Genomic DNA, 21,991 nt, shown 5'->3' with positions numbered 1-21,991 from the left:
CGCGGTCGCTGACGCCCGCTCGACGCCGTACTCGTGCGTCGTTTGCCTTTCATCCCCTTGATGGGGATCGGCCAGCGGGCCGATCCGGAAGAGAGACTAGCCTGATGGCTGTGACACGCCGCGCAAAGATCGTCTGCACCATGGGCCCCGCCACCGCCTCCCCGGAACGCATCAGGGGACTCGTCGAGGCCGGCATGGACGTGGCCCGGCTGAACTTCAGCCACGGCAGCCACGAAGACCACAAGCACGTGTACGACCTGGTCCGGGAAGCCGCCAACGAGACCGGCCGCGCCGTCGCCGTCCTCGCCGACCTGCAGGGCCCGAAGATCCGGCTCGGCAAGTTCGCCAACGGCCCGCACGAGTGGCGCACCGGCGACGCCGTCACCATCACCAGTGACGACATGCTCGGCACCCCCGACCGGGTCTCCTGCACCTACAAGAAGCTGCCGCAGGAGGTCAAGGTCGGCGACCGCCTGCTGATCGACGACGGCAAGGTCGCGGTCGAGGTCGCCGGGGTCGAGGGCAACGACATTCGCTGCCTGGTCGTCGAGGGCGGCCCGGTCAGCAACAACAAGGGCGTCTCGCTGCCCAACGTCGCGGTCAGCGTGCCCGCCATGAGCGACAAGGACGAGGCCGACCTGCGGTTCGCGCTGAACATGGGCGTCGACCTGGTCGCGCTGTCGTTCGTGCGCTCGCCCGACGACATCAAGCTCGTCCACCAGATCATGGCCGAGGAGGGGCGGCAGCGGCCCGTACTCGCCAAGGTGGAGAAGCCCGAGGCGGTCACCCACCTGGAGGAGATCGTGATGGCGTTCGACGGCGTCATGGTCGCCCGCGGCGACCTCGGCGTCGAACTGCCGCTCGACCAGGTGCCGCTGGTGCAGAAGCGCGCGGTGCAGCTGTGCCGGGAGAACGCCAAGCCGGTCATCGTGGCCACCCAGATGCTCGACTCGATGATCGAGAACTCGCGCCCGACCCGCGCCGAGGCCTCCGATGTCGCCAACGCCGTGCTCGACGGCGCCGACGCGGTGATGCTCTCCGGCGAGACCAGCGTCGGCAAGTACCCGGTGCTCACCGTCAGCACCATGGCCCGGATCGTCACCACCACCGAGAACGGCGCGTTCGGTGTGCCGCGGCTGCAGCACGACCCGCGCACCCACGGCGGCGCCCTCACCGTCGCCGCCTCGCAGATCGCCCGCAACATCGGCGCCAAGGCGATGGTCGCGTTCTCGCAGACCGGTGACACCGTGCGCCGGCTGTCCCGGCTGCACTGCGACCTGCCGCTGCTGGCGTTCACGCCGGTGCCCGAGGTCCGCGACCAGCTCGCCCTCTCCTGGGGGGTCGAGACGTTCCTGACCGACTTCGTGCAGCACACGGACGACATGTTCCGCCAGGTCGACCGCGCGATGCTGGGCCTGGGCCTGGCCAAGCCCGGCGACTACGTCGTCGTCGTGGCCGGCAGCCCGCCCAACGCGCCCGGCAGCACCAACACGCTGCGGGTGCACCAGCTCGGCTCACTCGTCGACCCGGCGACGGTCAACGGCGCGCAGTGAGCGTGCCCCTGCGCGGACAGGCCGCGGTCGATCAGCTGCTGGACGTCCTCGACCTCAAGCAGATCGACGCGGCCACCTTCCAGGGCGAGAGCCCGCAGGTGGGTGCGCAGCGGGTCTTCGGCGGCCAGGTGGCCGGTCAGGCGCTGGTCGCCGCCGGCCGCACGGTCGAACCGGACCGCCTCGTGCACTCCCTGCACGGGTACTTCGTCCGCGCGGGGGACCCGACCGTGCCCATCGACTTCCACGTCGAGAGCATCCGCGACGGCCGGTCCTTCTCTGTACGCCGCTGCACCGCGCAGCAGCACGGCCGCGCCATCTTCCTGATGTCGGCCTCCTTCCAGGTGACAGAGGAGGGCCTCGACCACTTCGGCCCGGCGCCGGTCGTACCCGCGCCCGAGGACGTGCCGACCATGGCGGACTGGCTGGAGCGGTACCCGGACCGCGCCGCCGCGTTCGCCGCCTCCCCGCAGGCGGTCGACGTGCGCTACATCAACTCGCCCGGCTGGGTGCCGCCCGGCGACCGCGACCCGGCGATCCACCAGCGGGTCTGGATGCGCATCAACGGCACACTGCCCGACGACCCGCTCATCCACGCCTGCGCCCTCACGTACGCCTCCGACCTGTCGCTGCTCGACTCCGTGTTGTCGATCCACGGCGAGGTGTGGGGGCCGGGCGGGGTCATCGGCGCCAGCCTCGACCACGCCCTGTGGCTGCACCGGCCGTTCCGCGCCGACGAATGGTTCCTCTACGACCAGACCAGCCCGTCGGCCGGCGGCGGGCGCGGGCTCGCGGTCGGGCGCATGTTCACCCGCGACGGCAAGCACATCGCCAGCGCCGTCCAGGAGGGCCTGCTGCGCCGCATCGGCGGCTGACCTGGACACCTCGCCGGTCCGGGACCCCGGCCTGGCGACTGACCGTGTGTGGGGCCCCGGACCGGCGAGGTTCTGGGGAGGCAAGCTTTTCGGGTACGCGCGTCACTCCGCTCGGCGGCGTCCCCCGCCCGTCGTGCCGTCGCCCGTACCGGTGGCGGCTGGACCCTGCGCTGCGCCGGGCCACGGGTGGTTCGCGGGTGCGGCCGGTGCCTGGGCCGTGGAGCCCTGAGCGTTCGGGGCCTGACCGTGGGGTGCTTGAGCGGTAGCGGCCTGGACGATGGGTGCCTGAGCGGTAGCGGCCTGGACGATGGGTGCTTGAGCGGTAGCGGCCTGGACGTTTGGTGCTTGAGCGGTAGCGGCCTGGACGTTTGGTGCTTGAGCGGTAGCGGCCTGGACGTTTGGTGCTTGAGCGGTCGAGGCCTGGGCTGCGGGGGCGTGCGCCGAGGCCTGCACGGCCGGGGACGGGAGCGGCCACGCCGCCTCGGGCGGGGGCTGCCACGCTGCGTCGAGCGCCGCGGGCGTCTCCGGCGGGCGCTGCCACGCCGCGTCGGGGGCGGACTGATCCGGCGGCAGCGGCTCCGCCTGATGCGCCCCGGACGGCCACTGCCCCGCGGGCGGCTGCCCGCCCGGCATCGCCAGCACCCCCTCCGGCGTGTCCGGCACCGGCGGCAGTTCCACCTGCTGCGCGGCGGCCGCCACACCCGTGGCCGAGCCGGTCACCCCGGCCATCGCCAGCATCGTGTCCAGGTCCGCGGTGGTACGCAGCACCTCGTCGTGGAAGCTCGTCGGCCGATCCCCGCCCGGTGTCCCGCCGGCCGGCCCGGCGCCCGGAGGTCCCGCAGCGACTGGCGCCGTACCGATCGCCCCGGTTCCCGGCGGTCCCACGCTCGACGGCCCCGCGCCCGCGGGCCCCATGCTCGTCGACCCCGCCCCGGCGCCCGCCGCGCCCGCCGACCAGGCACCCGGCGCTCCCGCACCCGTCGGTCCCGCACCCGTCGGTCCCGCACCCGACGGCGTCACGCCCGCCGGTCCGGCAGCCCACCCGGCACCGGTCAGATCGGCGCCCGGCTCGGCGAGTTCCAGCCCGGCCAGCCCCGGACCGCCCGGCGCCGACAACGCCGACAACGCGGCCGCCGATCCGCCCGCGACCGCCCGGTGCCGCGGCGGCTGCTGCGCCGTCGCCGCCGGATAGGCGCTCAGCCCGGCCGCGAACCCGGCCACGCCGTCGGCCCGCTCCGGCGACAACTGCAACAGCGACGCCCGCGGCCCCTCCCACAACTGCAGCGCCCCGACGAGATCCGCGACCGCCCGCGCCACCGCCAACGCGGCCAACACGGCGATCAGCGTCCCGGCGGACCGCACGGCCGGGAACGCCGTCCACACGCCCAGCGCCGCCTCGGCCAAGCCCAGTACCAGCACGAATCCCCAGATCCGGTCCGTCTCCCGCAGCAACGTCGCCACGATCACGTCCGCCACACCGCGCACCATCAGGAAGCCGCCGACGATCGCCGCCGTCGTCGCGTACGACGAGTCCACCCCGCGCCACACCACGACCCCGGCGGCGGCGAACAGCACCGCGAGTGCCGCGCCCAGCCACCATGTCCGCGCACCCGCCAGCGCCCGTACCACCTCGCTGGCCGCGGCGAACAACAGCACCGGACCGGCTACGTCCGCGACATCGGCCGGCTCCGCCCGCAGCACCAGCCACGACACGCCCAGCCATGCCACACCCATGACCAGCAGGACACCCCACATGCGTTCACGTACGCCGGAGCGCGGCGCCGAGCCCGACCACACCATGGAGCCTCCCGCCAGTGCTGGTTACTGCCCATGACAGCACCAGCCACCCGACGGAACCCGCCGTTTGCGGAAAAGACAGGGCGACCCACCGCCTCGTACGCCAACCCACCGCCCCGCCTGCCGCAACGGCACCACACGCCCGTCGGACCCCGCCCGCGCCGCCCCGGCCACCGGTGTACCGTGCTGGCCCTGCCCCCAACGGATCGGCGCCCCCACCCGACCCGCCATCCCCACGGAAGTCGACGGAACAGCGTGTCGCACGACGATGACATCGCCCGGGCGGTCCACGCGGCCAACACCGGCGACGAACGGGCCTTCGCCGTGCTCTGGCGCTGCCTGAACCCGGCGTTGCTGCGCTACCTCCGCGTCATCGTCGGCGACGCGGCCGACGACGTGGCCTCCGAAACCTGGCTGCAGGCCGCCCGCGACCTGCACCGCTTCACCGGTGACGGGCCCGCGTTCCGGGGCTGGCTGTTCCGCATCGCCCGCAACCGGGCCATCGACGAGCAGCGCCGGGCCGGGCGCCGTCCCGAACACCCCACCGACACCATCACCGACGCCGCCGCCGGAACGCCCGCCCGCGACGCCGCCGCCGAAGCGTTCGAGGGCAGCGACACCACCTGGGCGCTGAGCCGCATCGCCGCCCTGCCCACCGACCAGGCCGAGGCCGTCATGCTCCGCGTCGTCGCCGGCCTCGACGTCGCCACCACCGCCCGGGTGCTCGGCAAACGCCCCGGCGCCGTACGCGTGGCCACCATGCGCGGCCTGCACCGCCTCGCCGCCGACCCGCAGGTCCAGGCCCGCAACCCGGTGGTGCCCACGCCCGCCCACGTCATCCGCACCGAGGGGGTGTAACGCCATGCGCGCCCGCGACGCTCTTATCCATGCGATGCGTACGTGGCGAACCAGGAGACTCGGCCTCGATGAGGCCGATCGTCTGGTTGCCGGTCAACGGTCCGCCCCCGGACACGAGGGGCTGGCCGAACTGCTCGCCGCTGCCCGGGCCCCCGCCTCCCCGCGGGAACTCGCCGGCGAACGAGCGGCGGTGGCCGGATTCGTGGCGGCGCGTCAGCGCGCCGTGCCGATCCATCCCCCGAAGGGAACACGCCGTGTCCGGGTGCCAGTGTCCGTCAGGGCGGTCGCGATGAAGGTGGCGGCCGGATTCGCAGTCCTGGCGGCCACCGGCACGGCGGCCGCGGCCGGCGCCGGCACCCTGCCGGACGGCGCACAGCAGCGTGCGCATCGCTTCTTCTCCGCCCTCGGCGTCCCCGCGCCGGCAACACCCGTCCCACATCCCAGCCGGACCGGTCCGGGCGGCGGCGCGCCGTCCCCCCAAGGCGCCGCCTCCCGGACCCCCGGCACCACCCGCAACCCCACCACCCCGGCCACGAGTGCAGCACCCGGCCTCAGCACGCCACCCACGGTCAGCACGCCCCCGGAGAACACCACGCCGCCCGACGTCACCGCCCTGCGGCTGTGCGCCGCGTGGGATGCGGCCCTGCGCGATCCCAAAGCCAAAGCGATGAGTACGCAGGCCCGCGCCGCCCTGGCGGCCGCCGCCGGCGGGGAGGAAGCGGTCACGCAGTTCTGCGCCACTCTGCGCGGCCCCGCCCTGCCCGGACACAAGAAACCCAAGCCGACCGTCGTTCCGCGCCACCCCGGCGACGATCAGGGCGACGGCAACCGGCACGGCAACGACAAACCACGCAGTTCACCGCGACCCGATCCGGGGAACTGAACCGGCGTCCGCGCCGGGCCACGATGCTTTCCGTCCCGGCCTCGGCCGGCAACCACGAGGCGGCCACCATGCTCCAACGCACCGCCCCCGCACCGGACCAGGTGCTGCTCGCCCGGACCGGCTGGACCCTGCGCGCCCTCGCGGCTGCCACCCGGCTGCGGTTGCCGGCAGTCGCGCGTTACCGGCAGCTCGTCAAGATGGCCGTGGTCCAGCAGGCCTCCGCGGCCCTGCGTAACGGATTGGCTCGCCGCCGCTCTGAGGCCGTGTCCGCAGCTGATGCGATCGGCTTCACCGCGTCTGCGCCGTCCACCGTGTCTGCGCCGTCCACCGTGTCTGCGCCGTCCACCAGGTCAGCGGCGGCAGGCGTGTCCGCCGCCGAACCCGGCGTCCGGGCGTCCCGCATGGCCGGCGGGAACCGGTACAACGCCCAGATCCTCGGTCGGCAAATGACGGCGCGCACCCTGCCCGGCCCGCCGAACGCACGGCCTCAGCGATACCCGGCGGACACCATGACCGGCGCCCGGTGGCCGGTGAACTGATCGGGCGCGCGCCCCGCTGTCCAGGCCCGGCACCGGCCGCCGGGCCCAGGCAGCGGCCCGGGGTCCGCCCGTGCGTTCGGGGCGCGGGCGGGCCCTCCGGGCTTCAGCACTTGGGGCCGACATGGTCGTCGAGGACGGCAACGCCGTCGCGCCGCGCGACCGACAGTTGGATGGGACTGCACATTCGCCAGACGACACCGAGACGGTCGAGTGCCTTCTGGCACTCGGACATGATATCTGCCGATTTGTTCGTGAACATGTAGCGTCGATAACTGTATGTCTTTCCGTTGCGGACAACCCGGTTCTGTGTGCAGCACCCGTCGGAATGGAGGAGTCCGCGCAGGAAACGGCCGGGATAAGCGTCCACAATTTCTTCTTGCCAGCCGGACAGTGCGATTCGGCGCTCGTGCTTCTTCCCCGGTCCGTGTTGGGGCAGCAGGCACGGCCAATGAACCCACCAGGACCGGACATCGTCGCGGCCGTCACGGTGCTGATGCCCGACCGTACGGGCGCCGCACGCCAGCATGGCTGCGCCGACCTCCGCGATCACGCCGGGATAGCGGAGGTCGCAGGCGACCTTCAACAGGGGCACGCGTCGCGTGGTGAGCAGATGGCCGTCGCCCAGGTACATGCCCAAGAGGTAGGCGTAGTCGCTGGGCCGGTCCACCGGACGGCTGGGTCGCGCACAGAACGGGCAGCGCTCGTCGCGGGTGATCCGAGCTGCTCGCGCCCCATAGAGCCAGGAGGCGACCGTGTTCCGGGACAGCCCGAGAGTGCGGTGAATCTCGGAGAATGGCACCCCGGCGCATTTCATGGACAGTGCGGCGCGACGGACATGATATGGATGCACACCCGAAGCTAAGCGGACGGGTACGACAATTCTCGGTGCCCCCGGTGGGATTCGAACCCACACTGTATGGTGTTTGAGACCATCTTCTCTGCCAGTTGGAATACAGGGGCGGGGCTGCTCCGGGCTGGCGCGAGTTGGCCACGCCAGGCTGAGCCAGGCACAGCCTACCCACTACGCTGAGGGCGGTGGCACCCAGATACCCGGGTGTCGTGATCCATTGAGCGTTGGGGGTAGGGAATCCGTGGCCGACACGCAGGCGGGAGCCGAGCGCAGGCGGGTGTTGATCGCCGAGGACGAGGCGCTCATCCGGCTGGACCTGGCCGAGATGCTCGTGGAGGAGGGCTACGACGTCGTCGGCGAGGCCGGTGACGGCGAGGCCGCCGTACGTCTTGCCGAGGAACTGAAGCCGGACCTGGTCATCCTCGACATCAAGATGCCCATCATGGACGGCCTGGCGGCGGCCGAGCGGATCGCCGGCGGTCGCATCGCGCCCGTGGTGATCCTGACCGCGTTCAGCCAGCGCGACCTGGTCGAGCGGGCCCGCGCCGCGGGCGCGATGGCGTACCTGGTGAAGCCGTTCCAGAAGTCGGACCTGGTGCCGGCCATCGAGATTGCGCTCTCCCGGTACGCGGAGATCGCCGCCCTGGAGTCCGAGGTGGCGGGCCTGACGGACCGCCTGGAGACGCGTAAGTCGGTCGAGCGGGCCAAGGGCCAGCTGATGACCAAGTACGCGATGACCGAGCCCCAGGCCTTCAAGTGGATCCAGCGCACGGCGATGGATCACCGGATGACGATGCGCGAGGTTGCGGAGCGAATCCTGGCCGAAGACCTGGAGTCGGGCGGCCCGCCGGCTTCCTGATCTTGGCCTGGTGGCAGGGCCGGTTGTGACACCTTCTCGCACCCGAATCGCACCCCACGTAACGGTTCGGTGAATGCCCGCCCGTCCCCTTACCCCCGGTGTTGCGGTTGGGATAGCGTCCCGCCCCATGACGGGCCCGGTGTGGCGTGGAGCACGCAAGTGCCAATCGACCTGCGGTGGCTCGGTGGTTTCGCAATGGAGGAGGGTCCAACCTTGAGGCAGGTTCTCGCACGCGCCATCGGCGGGGTGGCCGTCATCGGCCTCATCGCCGGTGCCGCCGCTTGTAACAAGGACAGCGGCGACAGCAACACCGCCGGCGGTTCGAACTGCGGCTACTCGCTTGCGTTCTTCGGTGCGCTGACGGGCCCCGCCGCCAACCTCGGTGTGAACATCGAGCAGGGCTTCGAGCTCGCGGTGAAGCAGTACAACACCAAGAAGGGCTCCGAGTGCATCACGGTCAAGAAGTTCGACTCGCAGGGTGACCCCGCGGTCGCGCCGGGTGTCGCTCGCAGCCTGGTGGCGGACAAGAAGATCATCGGTGTGGTCGGCCCGCCGTTCTCCGGTGAGTCCGAGGCCGCCGGCCCGATCTTCGAGTCGGCCAAGATCCCGACGATCACCCCGTCCGCGACCCGGGTGTCGCTGGCCTCGAACGGCTGGAAGTCCTTCCACCGTGCCGTGGCGAACGACGACGCGCAGGGCCCGGCGGCGGCCGGCTACATCAAGAACGCGTTGAAGGCCGACAAGGTCTTCGTGGCCGACGACCAGTCCGCGTACGGCGCGGGCCTGGCCGACGTGGTCAAGAAGACGCTCGGCGCGGCGGTCGTGGGCACGGACAAGACCGAGGCCGACGGCAAGCAGACCGACTTCTCGGCGCTGGTGCAGAAGGTCAAGAGCAGCGGCGCGACGGTGCTGTTCTACGGCGGCTACTACGCCAACGGCGGTCTGATCCGCAAGCAGCTGACCGCGGCGGGCTGGAAGGGCACGCTGGTCGGCGGCGACGGCATGAAGGACCCGGGTCTGGCGAAGGCGGCCGGCAACGCCGCTGCCGCGGGCACGATCGTGACCTGCCCGTGCTCCCCGCCGGAGAAGGCGGGCGGCACGTTCGTCGCGGACTACAAGAAGGAATGGAACCAGGACGCGGGTACGTACTCGGACGTCGCGTTCGACGCGGCGAACATCTACCTGCAGGGCATCGACGCGGGCAACACGACTCCGGAGAAGCTGATCTCCTACCTGTCGTCGGTGAACTACCAGGGCATCGCGAACACCTACAAGTTCACCGCGACCGGTGAGCTGGACCCGCAGTTCATCAAGGTCTGGGCGTTCAAGTTCGACGCGAACGGCAACACGGTCGCCGACGCAGAGGCGAAGGCCTGATCCGCGGTAACTCTCTGTAGGTTCGGTGTGGCCGGATGATCTCCGGCCACACCGACCTCTCGTTTCAGGAGCCCCTTGTGAATTTCTCGGGTCTGATCCACGACTTCGGTCCCCTAACCGTGACCGGCTTGGCGCAGGGCGCGATCATCGCGCTGTTCGCGCTGGGCTACACCCTGGTCTACGGTGTGTTGCGACTCATCAACTTCGCGCACTCCGAAGTCTTCCTACTGGGCACGTACGCCACCCTGCTGGTGTGGGGGCTGTTCGGCCTGGACCAGAACTCCGCCACCCCCTCGACCATCGCGGTGATCGGCCTGCTGCTGGTGGGTCTGGTCGGGGCGATCGTGGCGTCCGGCGCGACCGCGCTGGTCGTCGAGCTCGTGGCCTACCGGCCGCTGCGGCGCCGCAACGCCCCGCCGCTGGCCTTCCTCATCACCGCGATCGGCGCGTCGCTGGCGATCTCCGAGACCGTCGGCGTGATCACGCACCGGAATCCGACCGGTGTACCGAACCTGGTGCAGCAGAAGGTCGTGATCACCATCGGCAACACGCAGATCACCAATCTGCAGATCCTGATCATCGCGCTGGCGCTGGTGATGATGTTCGTGCTGGACCGGTTCATCAACCGCTCCCGGATGGGCCGGGGCATCCGGGCGGTGGCGCAGAATCCGGACAGCGCGGCGCTGATGGGTGTGAACAAGAGCCGGGTGATCGCGCTCGTGTTCCTCATCGGCGGTCTGATGGCGGGCATCGCGGCCGTCATGTACGACTTGAAGATCGGTGTGACGCGGTTCGACGCCGGTTTCCTGCTGGGCATCGAGGCGTTCACCGCCGCGGTGCTGGGCGGTATCGGCAACCTGCGCGGCGCCCTGCTGGGTGGCCTGCTGCTGGGTGTGCTGCAGAACTACGCGGCCGGCCTGTTCGGCACGGAGTGGCTGCACGCGGCGTCGTTCGTGCTGCTGGTGCTGATCCTGCTGGTGCGGCCGACGGGCCTGCTGGGCGAGTCTCTGGGGAAGGCAAGGGCATGACCGAGACGAATGAGACGCAGTCGTTCCGGTCGCGGGGCGGCGTGCGAGGTTGGTTCGCCGGGCTGCCGAAGCCCGTACGGATCCTGGTGGTGCTGGGGTTCGTCGCGCTGGCGTACCTGCTGCCGTATGTCGGCGAGATCCCGCTGATCGGGCCGCAGATCATCACCGAGGGCATCGACTGGCCGAGCGCCCTGTTCAACATGTCGTACTTCGTGCTGCTGGCGCTGGGCCTCAACGTCGTGGTCGGCTTCGCCGGCCTGCTGGACCTGGGGTACGTGGGCTTCTTCGCGGTCGGCGCGTACGTGACGGCGCTGCTGACGTCGCCGGACAGCATCCTGCACACGGAGTGGGCGTGGCTGGCGTCGATCCCGATCGCGCTGGCGGTGACCATGGTGGCGGGCCTGATCCTGGGCTGGCCGACCCTGCGGTTGCGCGGTGACTACCTGGCGATCGTGACGCTGGGCTTCGCGGAGATCATCCGGATCGTGGCGACGAGTACGGAGACGCTGCGCGGTGACCGTGGCTTCACGGACCTGCCGCACCCGCCGGGGCAGCTCAACGGGGAGCCGATCTTCGGGGTGCGCGACGCGACGCCGTACTTCTGGCTGGGTCTGACCGTGATCCTGCTGGTGATCGTCGGGGTGCGGAACCTGGACCGCAGCCGGGTGGGCCGGTCGTGGCTGGCGATCCGCGAGGACGAGGAAGCCGCCGAGATCATGGGCGTGCGGACGGTCAAGTACAAGCTGTGGGCGTTCGCCATCGGCGCGTTCATCGGCGGTCTGGGCGGCGTGCTGTTCGCCGGTACGCAGGGCTTCGTCAACTCCAGCACGTTCGTGCTGCAGTTCTCGATCCTGGTGCTGGCCGGCGTGGTCATGGGTGGTTCGGGCAACATCGCCGGTGCGATTCTGGGTGGTGCGCTGATCTCGTTCATCCCGGACCGGTTGCGGGGCATCCGGCTGTTCGACACGGACCTGTTCGAGTACCGCTTCGCGATCTTCGGCGTGGTGATCATCTTGATCATGATCTTCCGGCCGCAGGGGCTGATCCCGAGCCGGCGGCGGGCGATGGAGCTGAAGGACCGGGAGAAGGAGGTGGCTCCGCAGTGAGCGAGCCGCACATCGAGACGCCGCAGGAGATGGACGCGGCCAACGCCCGGCGGGTGGACCTGCCGATGCCGACCGGCAGTCGTGGATCCACCCCGGCCGGCCCGGGGGACCCGAACGTCCTGCTGGAGGTCGACCACGTGACGCTGCGCTTCGGCGGCGTGGTGGCCCTCAACGACGTGTCCTTCAGCCTGCGCAAGGGCGAGATCTTCGGCCTGATCGGGCCGAACGGCGCGGGCAAGACCACCTGCTTCAACGCGACGACCGGGGTGTACCGGCCGACGAGCGGGACGATCCGGTTCAACGGCGAGTCCCTCGTCGGCAAGAAGAAGCACGAGATCACCCGGGCGGGGATTGCCCGTACGTTCCAGAATGTCCGTCTTTTCCCGGAGATGACCGCGCTGGAGAACGTGATGGTGGGCATGGACGCCCACCACAAGACCAGCGTCATCGGGGCGCTGTTCCGCCTGCCCCGGCACCTGCGGGAGGAGCGGACGGGCCGCGAGCGGTCCCTGGAGCTGCTGCGCTTCGTCGGTATCGACAGGCGAGCGGGCGAGGTGTCCCGCAACCTGTCGTACGGCGAGCAGCGGCGCCTGGAGATCGCCCGGGCGCTGGCCACGAACCCGACCCTGCTGTGCCTGGACGAGCCGGCGGCGGGCTTCAACCCGGCGGAGAAGGAGGAGCTGCTCCAGCTCATCCGCAAGATCCGCGACACCGGGGTGACCGTGCTGCTCATCGAGCACGACATGCGCCTGGTCATGGGCGTGACCGACCGGATCGTCGTGCTGGAGTTCGGCAAGAAGATCGCCGAGGGGACCCCGGCCGAGGTGCGGGACAACCCGGCGGTCATCGCCGCGTACCTGGGAGTGCCGACCGATGCTGCTTGAGCTGGACAACGTCACGCTGCTGTACGGCCGCATCCAGGCCCTGCACGGCATCAGCCTGACCGTGGCGCAGGGCGAGATCGTGGCCCTGATCGGCGCCAACGGCGCCGGCAAGTCCACGACCATGCGGGCGATCTCGGGTCTGCGCCCGGTCGCGCAGGGTGCCATCCGCTTCGACGGCGAGGACATCACGAAGCTGCGCGCCGACCTGCGCGTGATCCGCGGGGTGTCCCAGTCGCCGGAGGGCCGGGGCATCTTCCCTGGCATGACCGTCCGGGAAAACCTCGAGATGGGCGCGTACACGCGCAAGGTGCGCTCCGAGATCAACGAAGACATGGAGCGGGCCTTCACGCTGTTCCCCCGGCTGAAGGAGCGGGAGAAGCAGGTCGGAGGCACCCTGTCCGGCGGTGAGCAGCAGATGCTCGCGGTCGGCCGGGCGCTGATGAGCCGACCCAAACTGCTCCTTTTGGATGAGCCGTCCATGGGTCTAGCGCCGATGCTGATCCAGCAGATCTTCGACATCATCGTCGAGATCAATCAGCAGGGCACCACGGTGCTGCTGGTGGAGCAGAACGCACAACAGGCGCTGTCGCGCGCGCACCGCGCGTACGTGCTGGAGACCGGCCGCATCGTCAAGTCCGGGACCGGCGCGGAACTGCTGCACGACCCCGCCGTCAAGGACGCCTACCTCGGCGTCGCCTGAACCGTCGTACCCCTCACAAGGAGTTGTTGTTCATGTTCCGCACCGCCCCTGGTCGGCGCGCGATCCTCGGCCTCACTGCCGCGGCCGCTCTGACTCTCTCCATGGCCGCCTGTGGTTCCGAGTCCGACACCGGTTCCTCCGGCAAGCCCGTGCCCTCGGCCTCGGCTGACACGTCGCTGGCGGACAAGGTCCCCGCCGACATCAAGGCGGCCGGCAAGCTGACCATCGGTACGGACTCGTCGTACGCGCCGAGCGAGTTCCTGGACACCGACGGCAAGACGGTCGTCGGCTTCGACGTCGACCTGTTCAACGCGGTCGGCCAGAAGCTGAACCTCAAGACGGAGTGGCAGTCGGCGACGTTCGACAGCATCATCCCGGGCGTCAAGAGCGGCAAGTACAACGTCGGCGTCTCGTCCTTCACGATCAACCCGGACCGCCTGAAGGTGGTCAACATGGTCTCCTACTTCTCCGCGGGCACCCAGTGGGCGGCCAAGGCCGGCACCACGGTCGACCCGGAGAACGTCTGCGGCAAGAAGATCGCGGTCCAGACCGCGACGGTGCAGGTCGACGACCTCAAGGCGCGCTCGAAGAAGTGCACCACCGGGGGCAAGCCGGCGATCACGATCGAGCAGTACCAGAAGCAGTCCGACGCCACCAACGCCGTGGTGACCGGCAAGGACGAGGCCATGCTGGCCGACTCCCCGGTCGTCGCGTACGCGGTGAAGCAGACCAACGGGCAGCTGGCCCTGGTCGGCGACATCTACGACTCCGCGCCGTACGGCTACGCCGTGGGCAAGGACAAGACCGAGTTCGCCAACCTGGTGCAGCAAGCGGTCGCGGCGCTGATCGCGGACGGTACGTACAAGACGATCCTGGACAAGTGGGGCGTTGGCGCGGGTGCGATCACCACGCCGGCGGTCAACCCGGCGTCCTGACCCGCGCATGAGCGATCAGATGCAGTCCGACCGGGCACGGCCTGAGGCGATCAAGGCCGTGCCCGTGCGGCATCCCGGGCGGTGGGTCACCATCGCGGTTCTCGCGGTGCTGACCGCGATGTTCATCCACATGCTGGTGAGCAACGACAACTTCCGCTGGTCGTTCATCTTCTCCTCGTACGCCGAGGGCAAGCGCGGCGTGATGTTCACCGGCCCGGTCTTGCAGGGCCTGTGGGGCACGATCCTGCTGACCGTCTTCTCGATGATCATCGGCATCGTGCTGGGCATCGTCATCGCGATCATGCGGCTGTCGGACAACCCGATCCTCAGCCGCGTCGCCTGGGTTTACACGTGGTTCTTCCGCGCGGTGCCCCGGCTGGTACTGGCGATCCTCTTCGGCAACCTGAACATCCTGTGGAGCCGGGTCGGCTTCGGCCTGCCGTTCGACAAGCAGATCGGCCAGCTGTTCGGCATCGACAACTTCAACGGGCAGTTCTACAGCATCAAGGCGAGTGATCTGCTGGCCGGATTCGTGGCCGGCATGCTCGCCCTGGGGCTGTCCGAGGCCGCGTACATGGCGGAGATCGTCCGGGCGGGCATCCAGTCGATCGATCCCGGGCAGGCCGAGGCGGCCGTGGCGCTGGGTCTGTCCCGTGGGCAGGTGCTGCGCCGGGTCGTCCTGCCGCAGGCGATGCGCGTGATCGTGCCGCCGACCGGCAACGAGGTCATCGCGATGGTCAAGGACACGTCGCTGGTGGCGTTCGTGCCAGTGACCGGCGAGTTGTTCTTCCAGTTGCAGGCGGTCAGTGCACGGACGTTCATCGTGCTTCCCGTGCTGGTGGCCGCGGTGATCTGGTACCTGATCCTGTGCAGCATCCTCATGGTCGGGCAGTTCTTCCTGGAACGGCACTTCAGCAGGGGTTACGGCACGGCCAGCAAGGCCAAGCGGCGGCTGCGCAACATCGAGATGGAACAGGGCGGCCGGATCACGGTGGAGGGCGGTGCGACCCCATGACCAGCAACGGTACGGCCGAGATGGTGCGCGCGGAGAACGTGCACAAGTCGTTCGGTCACGTGGAGGTGCTCAAGGGCGTCGACCTCGTGGTCAAGCCCGGTGAGGTGTGCTGCGTGCTGGGCCCCTCCGGCTCGGGCAAGTCGACGTTCCTGCGCTGCATCAACCATCTCGAGAAGATCAACGGCGGTCGCATCTTCGTCGACGGCGAACTGGTCGGCTACCGCGAGCGTCGGGGCAAGCTGTACGAGATGAAGGACCGCGAGGTGTCCGCGCAGCGCCGGTCCATCGGCATGGTGTTCCAGCGGTTCAACCTGTTCCCGCACATGACGGCGCTGGAGAACGTCATGGAGGCCCCCGTCCGGGTCAAGAGGGAGAACAAGACCGCGACCCGGGACCAGGCGCTCGCCCTGCTCGACCGGGTGGGCCTCGGCGAGAAGACCGGCAACTACCCGTCGCAGCTGTCCGGCGGGCAGCAGCAGCGGGTGGCGATCGCCCGGGCCCTGGCCATGCGGCCGAAGCTGATGCTGTTCGACGAGCCCACCAGCGCGCTGGACCCGGAGCTGGTCGGTGAGGTCCTCGACGTGATGAAGGACCTGGCCCGCGACGGCATGACGATGGTCGTGGTGACCCACGAGATCGGCTTCGCCCGCGAGGTCGGCGACTCCCTCGTCTTCATGGACGGCGGCGTCGTGGTCGAGCAGGGGAACCCGCGTGACGTCATCGGCAACCCGCAGCACGAACGAACGAAGGCATTCCTGAGCAAGGTGCTGTAAAGCGGGCGGGGCGGTCGGCGGTGTTGTCGTAGGTCGCGACTAGAGTTCTGCGACGTGAGCGACGACGCCAAGACCCCCCGCTTGCTGCTGCTCGACGGCCACTCGCTGGCCTACCGGGCGTTCTTCGCGCTGCCGGTGGAGAATTTCTCCACCCAGACCGGCCAGCCGACCAACGCGGTGTTCGGTTTCACCTCGATGCTGATCAACATGCTGCGCGACGAGCAGCCGACGCACATCGTGGTCGCCTTCGACGTGTCCCGGGTGTCGTTCCGCACGGAGAAGTACGCCGAGTACAAGGCGGGCCGTTCCGAGACCCCGCAGCCCTTCCAGGGCCAGGTCAGCCTGGTCAAGGAGGTCCTGGAGGCGCTGCGCATCCCGGTGGTGGAGAAGCCCGGATACGAGGCCGACGACGTCATCGCCACCCTCGCCACCCAGGCCCGCGAGCAGGGCATGGAGGTGGTCATCTCCACCGGCGACCGCGACGCGTTCCAGCTCGCCGGCGAGCACGTGACGATCCTCTACCCGGTGCGCGGCGTCTCCGAGGTCTGGCGGATGACCCCCGACGCCATCGAAAAGAAGTACGGCGTCGGCCCCGACCGCTACCGCGACAAGGCCGCCCTGGTCGGCGAGACCAGCGACAACCTGCCGGGCGTGCCCGGAGTCGGCGACAAGACCGCCGCCAAATGGATCAATCAGTACGGCGGCCTCGACGGCATCGTGGCGCACGTCGACGAGATCAAGGGCAAGGCGGGCGAGAACCTGCGCGCCCACCTCGCCAACGTCCTGCGCAACTACGAGATCAACGCCCTGGTCTGCGACCTGGAGCTGCCGCTGGGCCCCGCCGACGTGAAGTGGCCGGGCTGGGACCGCGAGGCGGTGCACCAGGTCTTCGACGCGCTGGAGTTCCGGGTGCTGCGTGAGCGGCTGTATTCGTACCTGGAGGCGGTCGAGCCCGAGGCCGAGTCCGGCTTCGACCTGTCCGGCGCGGCCCTGCGTACCGGGGAGGTGGCGGCCTGGCTGCGCGAGCACGTCGGAGTCGCCCCGGTCGGCGTCGCCGTCACCGGCCGCTTCGGCCGCGGCACTGGCGCCCTGACCGGCATCGCGGTGGCCACCGGCGACGGCCCCGCCGCCTGGTTCGACCCCACCGCCCTGGATGAGAACGACGAACGCGCCGTTGCCGCCTGGCTGGCCGAGCCGAGCCGCCCCAAGGTGATCCACGACGCGAAGCCGGCCATGCTGGCGATGCGGGCGCACGGCTGGGCGCTGGCCGGGGTGCGGGTCGACACCGCCCTCGCGGCCTATCTGGCCAAGCCCGACCAGCGGGCGTACGACCTGACCGACCTGGCGCTGCGCTACCTCAAGCGGGAGCTGCGGGTCGACGCCCCCGACGACGGCCAGCTCACCCTGGACGGCCTCGGCGACGACGGCGCGGCCGAGGAGGGCGTGATGCTGCGCGCCCGCGCCACCCTGGATCTGGCCGACGTGCTCACCGAGGAGCTGTCCCGCGACGGCGGCGAGTCGCAGCGCCTGCTGGCCGACGTGGAGCAGCCGCTGGAGGTCGTGCTCGGCGACATGGAGCACCTCGGCATCGCCGCCGACACCGAGTATCTGTCCGAGTTGGAGGCCCACTTCGCCGCGGAGGTGAAGGCGGCGGCCCAGGCCGCGCATGCAGAAGTCGGGCGCGAGTTCAACCTCGGCTCCCCGAAACAGCTGCAGGAGATCCTGTTCACCGAGCGGAACCTGCCCAAGACCAAGCGGATCAAGTCCGGCTACACGACGGACGCCGACGCGTTGCAGGGCCTGTTCGCGCAGACCGCCGACCCGCTGCTGGCACACCTGCTGCGCCACCGCGACGTGGCCAAGCTGAAGTCCACGGTGGACGGGTTGCTCAAGTCCGTCTCCGACGACGGCCGCATCCACACCACGTTCAACCAGACCGTGGCGGCCACCGGGCGGCTCTCCTCCACCGACCCGAACCTGCAGAACATCCCGATCCGCACCGAGGAGGGCCGGCGCATCCGCCGCGCGTTCATCGTGGGGGAGGGCTTCGAGCAGCTGATGACCGCCGACTACAGCCAGATCGAGATGCGCATCATGGCGCACCTGTCCGGTGACGACGCGCTCATCGCCGCGTTCAACTCCGGCGCCGACTTCCACGCCGCCACCGCCTCGTCGGTGTTCCACCTGCCCGTGGAGCAGGTCGGCCACGACCACCGACGCAAGATCAAGGCGATGAACTACGGCCTCGCGTACGGGCTCAGCGCGTACGGCCTGTCCAACCAGCTCTCCATCGCGGTCGACGAGGCGCGCGGGCTGATGGAGGAGTACTTCAGCCGGTTCGGCGGCGTCCGCGACTACCTGCAGGCCGTGGTACGCCGCGCCGTGCAGGACGGGTACACGGCCACCATCCTCGGCCGCCGCCGCTACCTGCCCGACCTGAGCAGCGACAACCGGCAGCGCCGGGAGATGGCCGAGCGGATGGCGCTCAACGCGCCGATCCAGGGCTCGGCCGCCGACATCATCAAGGTGGCGATGCTGCGGGTCGACGAGGCGCTGCGCGACACCGGGCTGCGGTCGCGGATGCTGCTGCAGGTCCACGACGAGCTGGTGTTCGAGGTGGCTCCCGGCGAGCGCGACGCGCTGGAGGAGCTGGTGCGCCGGGAGATGGGCGGGGCATACCCGCTGTCCGTGCCGTTGGAGGTCTCCGTGGGCGTCGGCCGCGACTGGGACGGCGCCGACCACTGAGCCGCCCGTCGTCCGGGACGCAGCGTCCTCACATCGATACGTTCACGTACTTGCCTGCCTTTGCCAAGCTGGCCCCATGCGAGCAACGATCGAGACGAAGCCCCGGCCGTCCTCCTGGACGCCGGTGGTTCGGGGGGCCCTCGACGCCAATCAGGCCACCGCGGTCGCGCCGATGTTCAAGGCGCTGGGCGACCCGGTGCGGCTGCGACTGCTGTCGATGATCGCGTCGGCGGGCGGCGGCGAAGTGTGCGTGTGCGACCTCACCGGCGAGTTCGAGCTGACCGGCCCCACCATTTCCCACCACCTGAAGGTGCTGCGCGAGGCGGGGCTGGTGCTCAGCGACCGGCGCGGCACGTGGGTCTACTACCGGCTCGTGCCGGGCGCACTGGCGGGCCTCGGCGACCTGCTGGACGTCAGCAGCCTCGTGCCCTCCGGCGCCCGCTGAGCGCGGTCAGCGCAACTCGGCGACGAAGATGGCGGTGCCGGGGAACAGCGCTCCGCGCAGTGGGCTCCACTGGCCCCATACCTGCTCATGGCCCTCCGGCCATTCCGGTTCCACCAGGTCGCGCAGCACGAACCCGGCCGCTACCAGCTCGCGGACGCGGTCGCCCAGGGTGCGGTGCTGTTCGACGTATCCGGGCACCCCGGCGCCGTCCTGCTCCACGTAGGGACGCCGGTCGAAGTACGAATGGACGGCCGTCAGCCCGGCCGTGCCCGGATCGTCGAGGAAGATCCAGCGCATTGGATGTGTGATGGAGAACACCCAGCTGCCGCCGGGGCGCAGCACGCGGGCGACCTCCCGCATCACGCGTTGCGAGTCGGCCACGAACGGCACGGCCCCGAACGCGGTGCACACCACGTCGAACGTCCGGGCGCCGAACGGCAGCGCCAGCGCGTCGGCCTGCAGCAGGGGCACCCGTACCCCGGTGCGGTTTGCCGCCGTCCGGGCGTGCCGCAGCATGCCCGCGGACAGGTCCATCGCAACCACCTCGGCGCCCTGGCCCGCCAGCCAGCGGGCCGCGGACGCGGCCCCGCACCCCAGTTCGAGGATCCGGCGGCCGGACACGTCGCCCAGCAGCCGTGCGTCGGCCTCCCGCAGCCCCTCCGGGCACCAGACGAAGTCCGCGTCGCCCAGGAACGCGCCGTGCTCGGCCTGGTAGTCGTCGGCGTCCGCGTCCCACCAGCGGCGGCTGGCGGTGCGACTCTCGGCGTCCGTGACGGGTCGGCGGGTGACGGCCGGCGCGGCCTCGGCGGTGGGTTGCGCTTCGATCACCAGGGCAACGGTACGGGGACGGCAGTCCACAGCCGTCGCCGCCGTGGCGCCCACCGGGGCCCGGGCCTGGTAAAACAGGGACAAAACGGCCGCATGGGTGGGTTCAGTCGAAACATTGTGCCGCCGTCCTGAGGAGGGCTTGCAACCTGTGGTAATGCGCACGGTAAGCTAGTCGATGCGCTCGCGGATCGTGTGCCTCGGCAGGGAGCAGGCTCCGTGGTCGTCGGTCCCAGCTCGTGCAAACTAGCCTGATCAGGCGCTCGATTGCCATGATCACAACGGATGTTCGCGCTGTGCCCGCCGGCAGTTCCGCCGGGCGCGAGAGACACCACGAATCCATCCGTTCGGAGCAACTGTCCACATGACGAGCAGCATCGAGGCCACCTCGAGCGCCCCCAAGGTCACCGTCGACGACCTCGGGTCGGAGGAAGCATTCCTCGCGGCCATCGACGAGACCATCAAGTACTTCAACGACGGCGACATTGTCGAAGGCACCGTCGTCAAGGTCGATCGGGACGAAGTCCTGCTCGACATCGGCTACAAGACCGAGGGCGTCATCCCCTCGCGCGAGTTGTCGATCAAGCATGACGTGGACCCCGCGGAAGTGGTGTCGGTCGGAGACCACATCGAAGCCCTCGTCCTCACCAAGGAGGACAAGGAGGGCCGGCTGATCCTCTCGAAGAAGCGGGCGCAGTACGAGCGCGCCTGGGGCACCATCGAGAAGATCAAGGAGGACGACGGCGTCGTGCGCGGCTCCGTCATCGAGGTCGTCAAGGGCGGCCTCATCCTCGACATCGGTCTGCGTGGCTTCCTGCCCGCCTCTCTGGTCGAGATGCGCCGGGTGCGCGACCTGCAGCCGTACGTGGGTCGTGAGCTCGAAGCGAAGATCATCGAGCTGGACAAGAACCGCAACAACGTGGTCCTGTCCCGCCGCGCGTGGCTCGAGCAGACCCAGTCCGAGGTCCGCACCGAGTTCCTCAACAAGCTGCAGAAGGGCCAGGTCCGCAAGGGCGTCGTGTCCTCCATCGTCAACTTCGGCGCCTTCGTCGACCTGGGCGGTGTGGACGGCCTGGTGCACGTCTCCGAGCTCTCCTGGAAGCACATCGACCACCCGTCCGAGGTTGTCGAGGTCGGCCAGGAGGTCGAGGTCGAGGTGCTCGACGTCGACCTGGACCGCGAGCGCGTCTCGCTGTCGCTGAAGGCGACCCAGGAAGACCCGTGGCGTCAGTTCGCCCGGACCCACGCGATCAACCAGATCGTGCCGGGCAAGGTCACCAAGCTGGTTCCGTTCGGTGCGTTCGTCCGCGTCGACGACGGCATCGAGGGCCTGGTGCACATCTCCGAGCTGGCCGAGCGGCACGTCGAGCTGCCCGAGCAGGTCGTCCAGGTGGGCTCCGACGTCATGGTCAAGGTCATCGACATCGACCTGGAGCGGCGCCGGATCTCGCTGTCGCTCAAGCAGGCCAACGAGGGCTTCGTCGAGGGCGAGGAGCACTTCGACCCGACCCTCTACGGCATGGCCGCGACGTACGACGCCGAGGGCAACTACATCTACCCGGAGGGCTTCGACCCGGAGACCGGCGAGTGGATGGACGGCTTCGACAAGCAGCGCGAGGCGTGGGAGAAGCAGTACGCGGACGCCCGCGAGCGCTGGGAGGCCCACACCAAGCAGGTGCAGACGTCCCGCGAGGCCGAGGCCGAGGCTGCCCTCAACCCGGCCACCTCGGGCGGCACCAGCGGTCCGTCGTCGGCCACCTCCAGCTCGCCCGCTCCGGCGCGCGCCGCGGAGGAGCCGGCCGGCACGCTGGCCACCGACGAGGCTCTCGCCGCCCTGCGGGAGAAGCTCGCCGGAGGCAAGAGCTGACCCGGTCAGCCTGATCCACGAAAGCCCGTCCGCGACTCGTCGCGGGCGGGCTTTCGCCTTTCCTGCTGATGCCCCGCGCG

20 protein-coding genes and 1 tRNA gene are annotated in these 21,991 nt (G+C 70.0%); 17 read left to right on the top strand and 4 right to left on the bottom strand.

Translation table 11 applies throughout. From position 1 onward, the window contains the following. Window positions 1–104: 104 nt before the first annotated feature. The gene (gene pyk, locus ACMCNN_RS20720) at window positions 105–1,553 is read left to right on the top strand and encodes a pyruvate kinase (RefSeq protein ID WP_412742170.1); all 1,449 of its coding nucleotides are present in this window, start codon (window positions 105–107) and stop codon (window positions 1,551–1,553) included. Continuing rightward, on the top strand, window positions 1,550–2,425 hold the full coding sequence (locus ACMCNN_RS20715; RefSeq protein ID WP_412742169.1) for an acyl-CoA thioesterase: 876 nt from the start codon (window positions 1,550–1,552) through the stop codon (window positions 2,423–2,425). Before pyk ends, ACMCNN_RS20715 begins: the two co-directional genes overlap by 4 nt. A 102-nt stretch (window positions 2,426–2,527) precedes the next feature. Here ACMCNN_RS20715 and ACMCNN_RS20710 read toward each other — a convergent pair whose 3' ends face one another. Continuing rightward, the gene (locus ACMCNN_RS20710; protein ID WP_412742168.1) at window positions 2,528–4,225 is read right to left on the bottom strand and encodes a hypothetical protein; all 1,698 of its coding nucleotides are present in this window, start codon (window positions 4,223–4,225) and stop codon (window positions 2,528–2,530) included. A gap of 252 nt (window positions 4,226–4,477) precedes the next feature. On the opposite strand from ACMCNN_RS20710, the gene ACMCNN_RS20705 reads away from it, so the two are divergent. The 3 genes from ACMCNN_RS20705 (at window position 4,478) to ACMCNN_RS20695 (ending at window position 6,502) form a co-directional block, all read left to right on the top strand. Next, window positions 4,478–5,080: an RNA polymerase sigma factor gene (locus ACMCNN_RS20705; RefSeq protein ID WP_412742167.1), complete on the top strand. Its 603-nt coding sequence runs from the start codon at window positions 4,478–4,480 to the stop codon at window positions 5,078–5,080. Window positions 5,081–5,114: 34 nt separating this feature from the next. Continuing rightward, window positions 5,115–5,963, top strand: coding sequence for a hypothetical protein (locus tag ACMCNN_RS20700; protein ID WP_412742166.1), 849 nt, complete (start codon window positions 5,115–5,117; stop codon window positions 5,961–5,963). 68 nt (window positions 5,964–6,031) lie between these two features. Then, the gene (locus ACMCNN_RS20695) at window positions 6,032–6,502 is read left to right on the top strand and encodes a hypothetical protein (protein WP_412742165.1); all 471 of its coding nucleotides are present in this window, start codon (window positions 6,032–6,034) and stop codon (window positions 6,500–6,502) included. Window positions 6,503–6,605: 103 nt separating this feature from the next. On the opposite strand, the gene ACMCNN_RS20690 is transcribed toward ACMCNN_RS20695, so the two are convergent. Continuing rightward, window positions 6,606–7,133, bottom strand: a complete 528-nt coding sequence (locus tag ACMCNN_RS20690) for an LAGLIDADG family homing endonuclease (protein ID WP_412747228.1) — start codon at window positions 7,131–7,133, stop codon at window positions 6,606–6,608. A 255-nt stretch (window positions 7,134–7,388) separates the two neighbouring features. Then, a tRNA-Leu gene (locus ACMCNN_RS20685) sits at window positions 7,389–7,462 on the bottom strand. A 131-nt stretch (window positions 7,463–7,593) separates the two neighbouring features. Here ACMCNN_RS20685 and ACMCNN_RS20680 point away from each other — a divergent pair. The 11 genes from ACMCNN_RS20680 (at window position 7,594) to ACMCNN_RS20630 (ending at window position 19,219) form a co-directional block, all read left to right on the top strand. Then, complete coding sequence (locus ACMCNN_RS20680; RefSeq protein ID WP_412742164.1) at window positions 7,594–8,211, top strand: ANTAR domain-containing response regulator; 618 nt, start codon at window positions 7,594–7,596, stop codon at window positions 8,209–8,211. Between the two features lie 213 nt (window positions 8,212–8,424). Then, window positions 8,425–9,588, top strand: a complete 1,164-nt coding sequence (locus tag ACMCNN_RS20675) for a branched-chain amino acid ABC transporter substrate-binding protein (protein WP_412742163.1) — start codon at window positions 8,425–8,427, stop codon at window positions 9,586–9,588. A gap of 77 nt (window positions 9,589–9,665) precedes the next feature. Beyond that, window positions 9,666–10,616: a branched-chain amino acid ABC transporter permease gene (locus tag ACMCNN_RS20670; protein WP_412742162.1), complete on the top strand. Its 951-nt coding sequence runs from the start codon at window positions 9,666–9,668 to the stop codon at window positions 10,614–10,616. Next, a complete protein-coding gene (locus ACMCNN_RS20665; protein WP_412742161.1) occupies window positions 10,613–11,722 on the top strand; it encodes a branched-chain amino acid ABC transporter permease in 1,110 nt (369 codons plus the stop codon). Before ACMCNN_RS20670 ends, ACMCNN_RS20665 begins: the two co-directional genes overlap by 4 nt. A 65-nt stretch (window positions 11,723–11,787) precedes the next feature. After that, the gene (locus ACMCNN_RS20660; protein ID WP_412747227.1) at window positions 11,788–12,606 is read left to right on the top strand and encodes an ABC transporter ATP-binding protein; all 819 of its coding nucleotides are present in this window, start codon (window positions 11,788–11,790) and stop codon (window positions 12,604–12,606) included. Then, a complete protein-coding gene (locus ACMCNN_RS20655; RefSeq protein ID WP_412742160.1) occupies window positions 12,596–13,306 on the top strand; it encodes an ABC transporter ATP-binding protein in 711 nt (236 codons plus the stop codon). Before ACMCNN_RS20660 ends, ACMCNN_RS20655 begins: the two co-directional genes overlap by 11 nt. Before the next feature lie 32 nt (window positions 13,307–13,338). Then, window positions 13,339–14,241 carry an ABC transporter substrate-binding protein gene (locus tag ACMCNN_RS20650; protein WP_412742159.1) on the top strand — a complete coding sequence of 301 codons (903 nt, stop codon included), beginning with the start codon at window positions 13,339–13,341 and terminating at the stop codon, window positions 14,239–14,241. A gap of 7 nt (window positions 14,242–14,248) precedes the next feature. Beyond that, window positions 14,249–15,256, top strand: a complete 1,008-nt coding sequence (locus ACMCNN_RS20645) for an amino acid ABC transporter permease (RefSeq protein WP_412742158.1) — start codon at window positions 14,249–14,251, stop codon at window positions 15,254–15,256. Further along, window positions 15,253–16,029 (top strand): amino acid ABC transporter ATP-binding protein, encoded by a 777-nt coding sequence (locus ACMCNN_RS20640; RefSeq protein WP_412742157.1) that lies wholly within the window; start codon window positions 15,253–15,255, stop codon window positions 16,027–16,029. Before ACMCNN_RS20645 ends, ACMCNN_RS20640 begins: the two co-directional genes overlap by 4 nt. A gap of 54 nt (window positions 16,030–16,083) precedes the next feature. Further along, window positions 16,084–18,774 carry a DNA polymerase I gene (polA, locus tag ACMCNN_RS20635; RefSeq protein ID WP_412742156.1) on the top strand — a complete coding sequence of 897 codons (2,691 nt, stop codon included), beginning with the start codon at window positions 16,084–16,086 and terminating at the stop codon, window positions 18,772–18,774. 76 nt (window positions 18,775–18,850) lie between these two features. Next, the gene (locus ACMCNN_RS20630; protein ID WP_412742155.1) at window positions 18,851–19,219 is read left to right on the top strand and encodes an ArsR/SmtB family transcription factor; all 369 of its coding nucleotides are present in this window, start codon (window positions 18,851–18,853) and stop codon (window positions 19,217–19,219) included. Between the two features lie 6 nt (window positions 19,220–19,225). Here the strand turns inward: ACMCNN_RS20630 and ACMCNN_RS20625 are convergent, their stop codons facing one another. Then, a complete protein-coding gene (locus tag ACMCNN_RS20625; RefSeq protein WP_412747226.1) occupies window positions 19,226–20,050 on the bottom strand; it encodes a class I SAM-dependent methyltransferase in 825 nt (274 codons plus the stop codon). Window positions 20,051–20,408: 358 nt separating this feature from the next. Here ACMCNN_RS20625 and rpsA point away from each other — a divergent pair, with 358 nt between their 5' ends. Next, on the top strand, window positions 20,409–21,911 hold the full coding sequence (rpsA, locus tag ACMCNN_RS20620; protein WP_412742154.1) for a 30S ribosomal protein S1: 1,503 nt from the start codon (window positions 20,409–20,411) through the stop codon (window positions 21,909–21,911). The last annotated feature ends 80 nt before the right edge of the window (window positions 21,912–21,991 follow it).

Source organism: Krasilnikovia sp. MM14-A1004, from assembly GCF_047159485.1.
Lineage (GTDB): Bacteria > Actinomycetota > Actinomycetes > Mycobacteriales > Micromonosporaceae > Actinoplanes.
This window is presented reverse-complemented; position numbering and strand designations above follow the sequence as displayed.

Excerpts from the sequence above, each read along its gene's own strand:
- pyk (WP_412742170.1), top strand. The coding sequence starts at position 105 with ATGGCTGTGACACGCCGCGCAAAGATCGTCTGCACCATGGGCCCCGCC.
- ACMCNN_RS20710 (WP_412742168.1), bottom strand. The coding sequence starts at position 4,225 with ATGGTGTGGTCGGGCTCGGCGCCGCGCTCCGGCGTACGTGAACGCATG.
- ACMCNN_RS20700 (WP_412742166.1), top strand. The coding sequence starts at position 5,115 with ATGCGTACGTGGCGAACCAGGAGACTCGGCCTCGATGAGGCCGATCGT.
- ACMCNN_RS20695 (WP_412742165.1), top strand. The coding sequence starts at position 6,032 with ATGCTCCAACGCACCGCCCCCGCACCGGACCAGGTGCTGCTCGCCCGG.
- ACMCNN_RS20690 (WP_412747228.1), bottom strand. The coding sequence starts at position 7,133 with ATGTACCTGGGCGACGGCCATCTGCTCACCACGCGACGCGTGCCCCTG.
- ACMCNN_RS20665 (WP_412742161.1), top strand. The coding sequence starts at position 10,613 with ATGACCGAGACGAATGAGACGCAGTCGTTCCGGTCGCGGGGCGGCGTG.
- ACMCNN_RS20660 (WP_412747227.1), top strand. The coding sequence starts at position 11,788 with ATGCCGACCGGCAGTCGTGGATCCACCCCGGCCGGCCCGGGGGACCCG.
- ACMCNN_RS20655 (WP_412742160.1), top strand. The coding sequence starts at position 12,596 with ATGCTGCTTGAGCTGGACAACGTCACGCTGCTGTACGGCCGCATCCAG.
- ACMCNN_RS20650 (WP_412742159.1), top strand. The coding sequence starts at position 13,339 with ATGTTCCGCACCGCCCCTGGTCGGCGCGCGATCCTCGGCCTCACTGCC.
- ACMCNN_RS20645 (WP_412742158.1), top strand. The coding sequence starts at position 14,249 with ATGAGCGATCAGATGCAGTCCGACCGGGCACGGCCTGAGGCGATCAAG.
- ACMCNN_RS20640 (WP_412742157.1), top strand. The coding sequence starts at position 15,253 with ATGACCAGCAACGGTACGGCCGAGATGGTGCGCGCGGAGAACGTGCAC.
- ACMCNN_RS20630 (WP_412742155.1), top strand. The coding sequence starts at position 18,851 with ATGCGAGCAACGATCGAGACGAAGCCCCGGCCGTCCTCCTGGACGCCG.
- rpsA (WP_412742154.1), top strand. The coding sequence starts at position 20,409 with ATGACGAGCAGCATCGAGGCCACCTCGAGCGCCCCCAAGGTCACCGTC.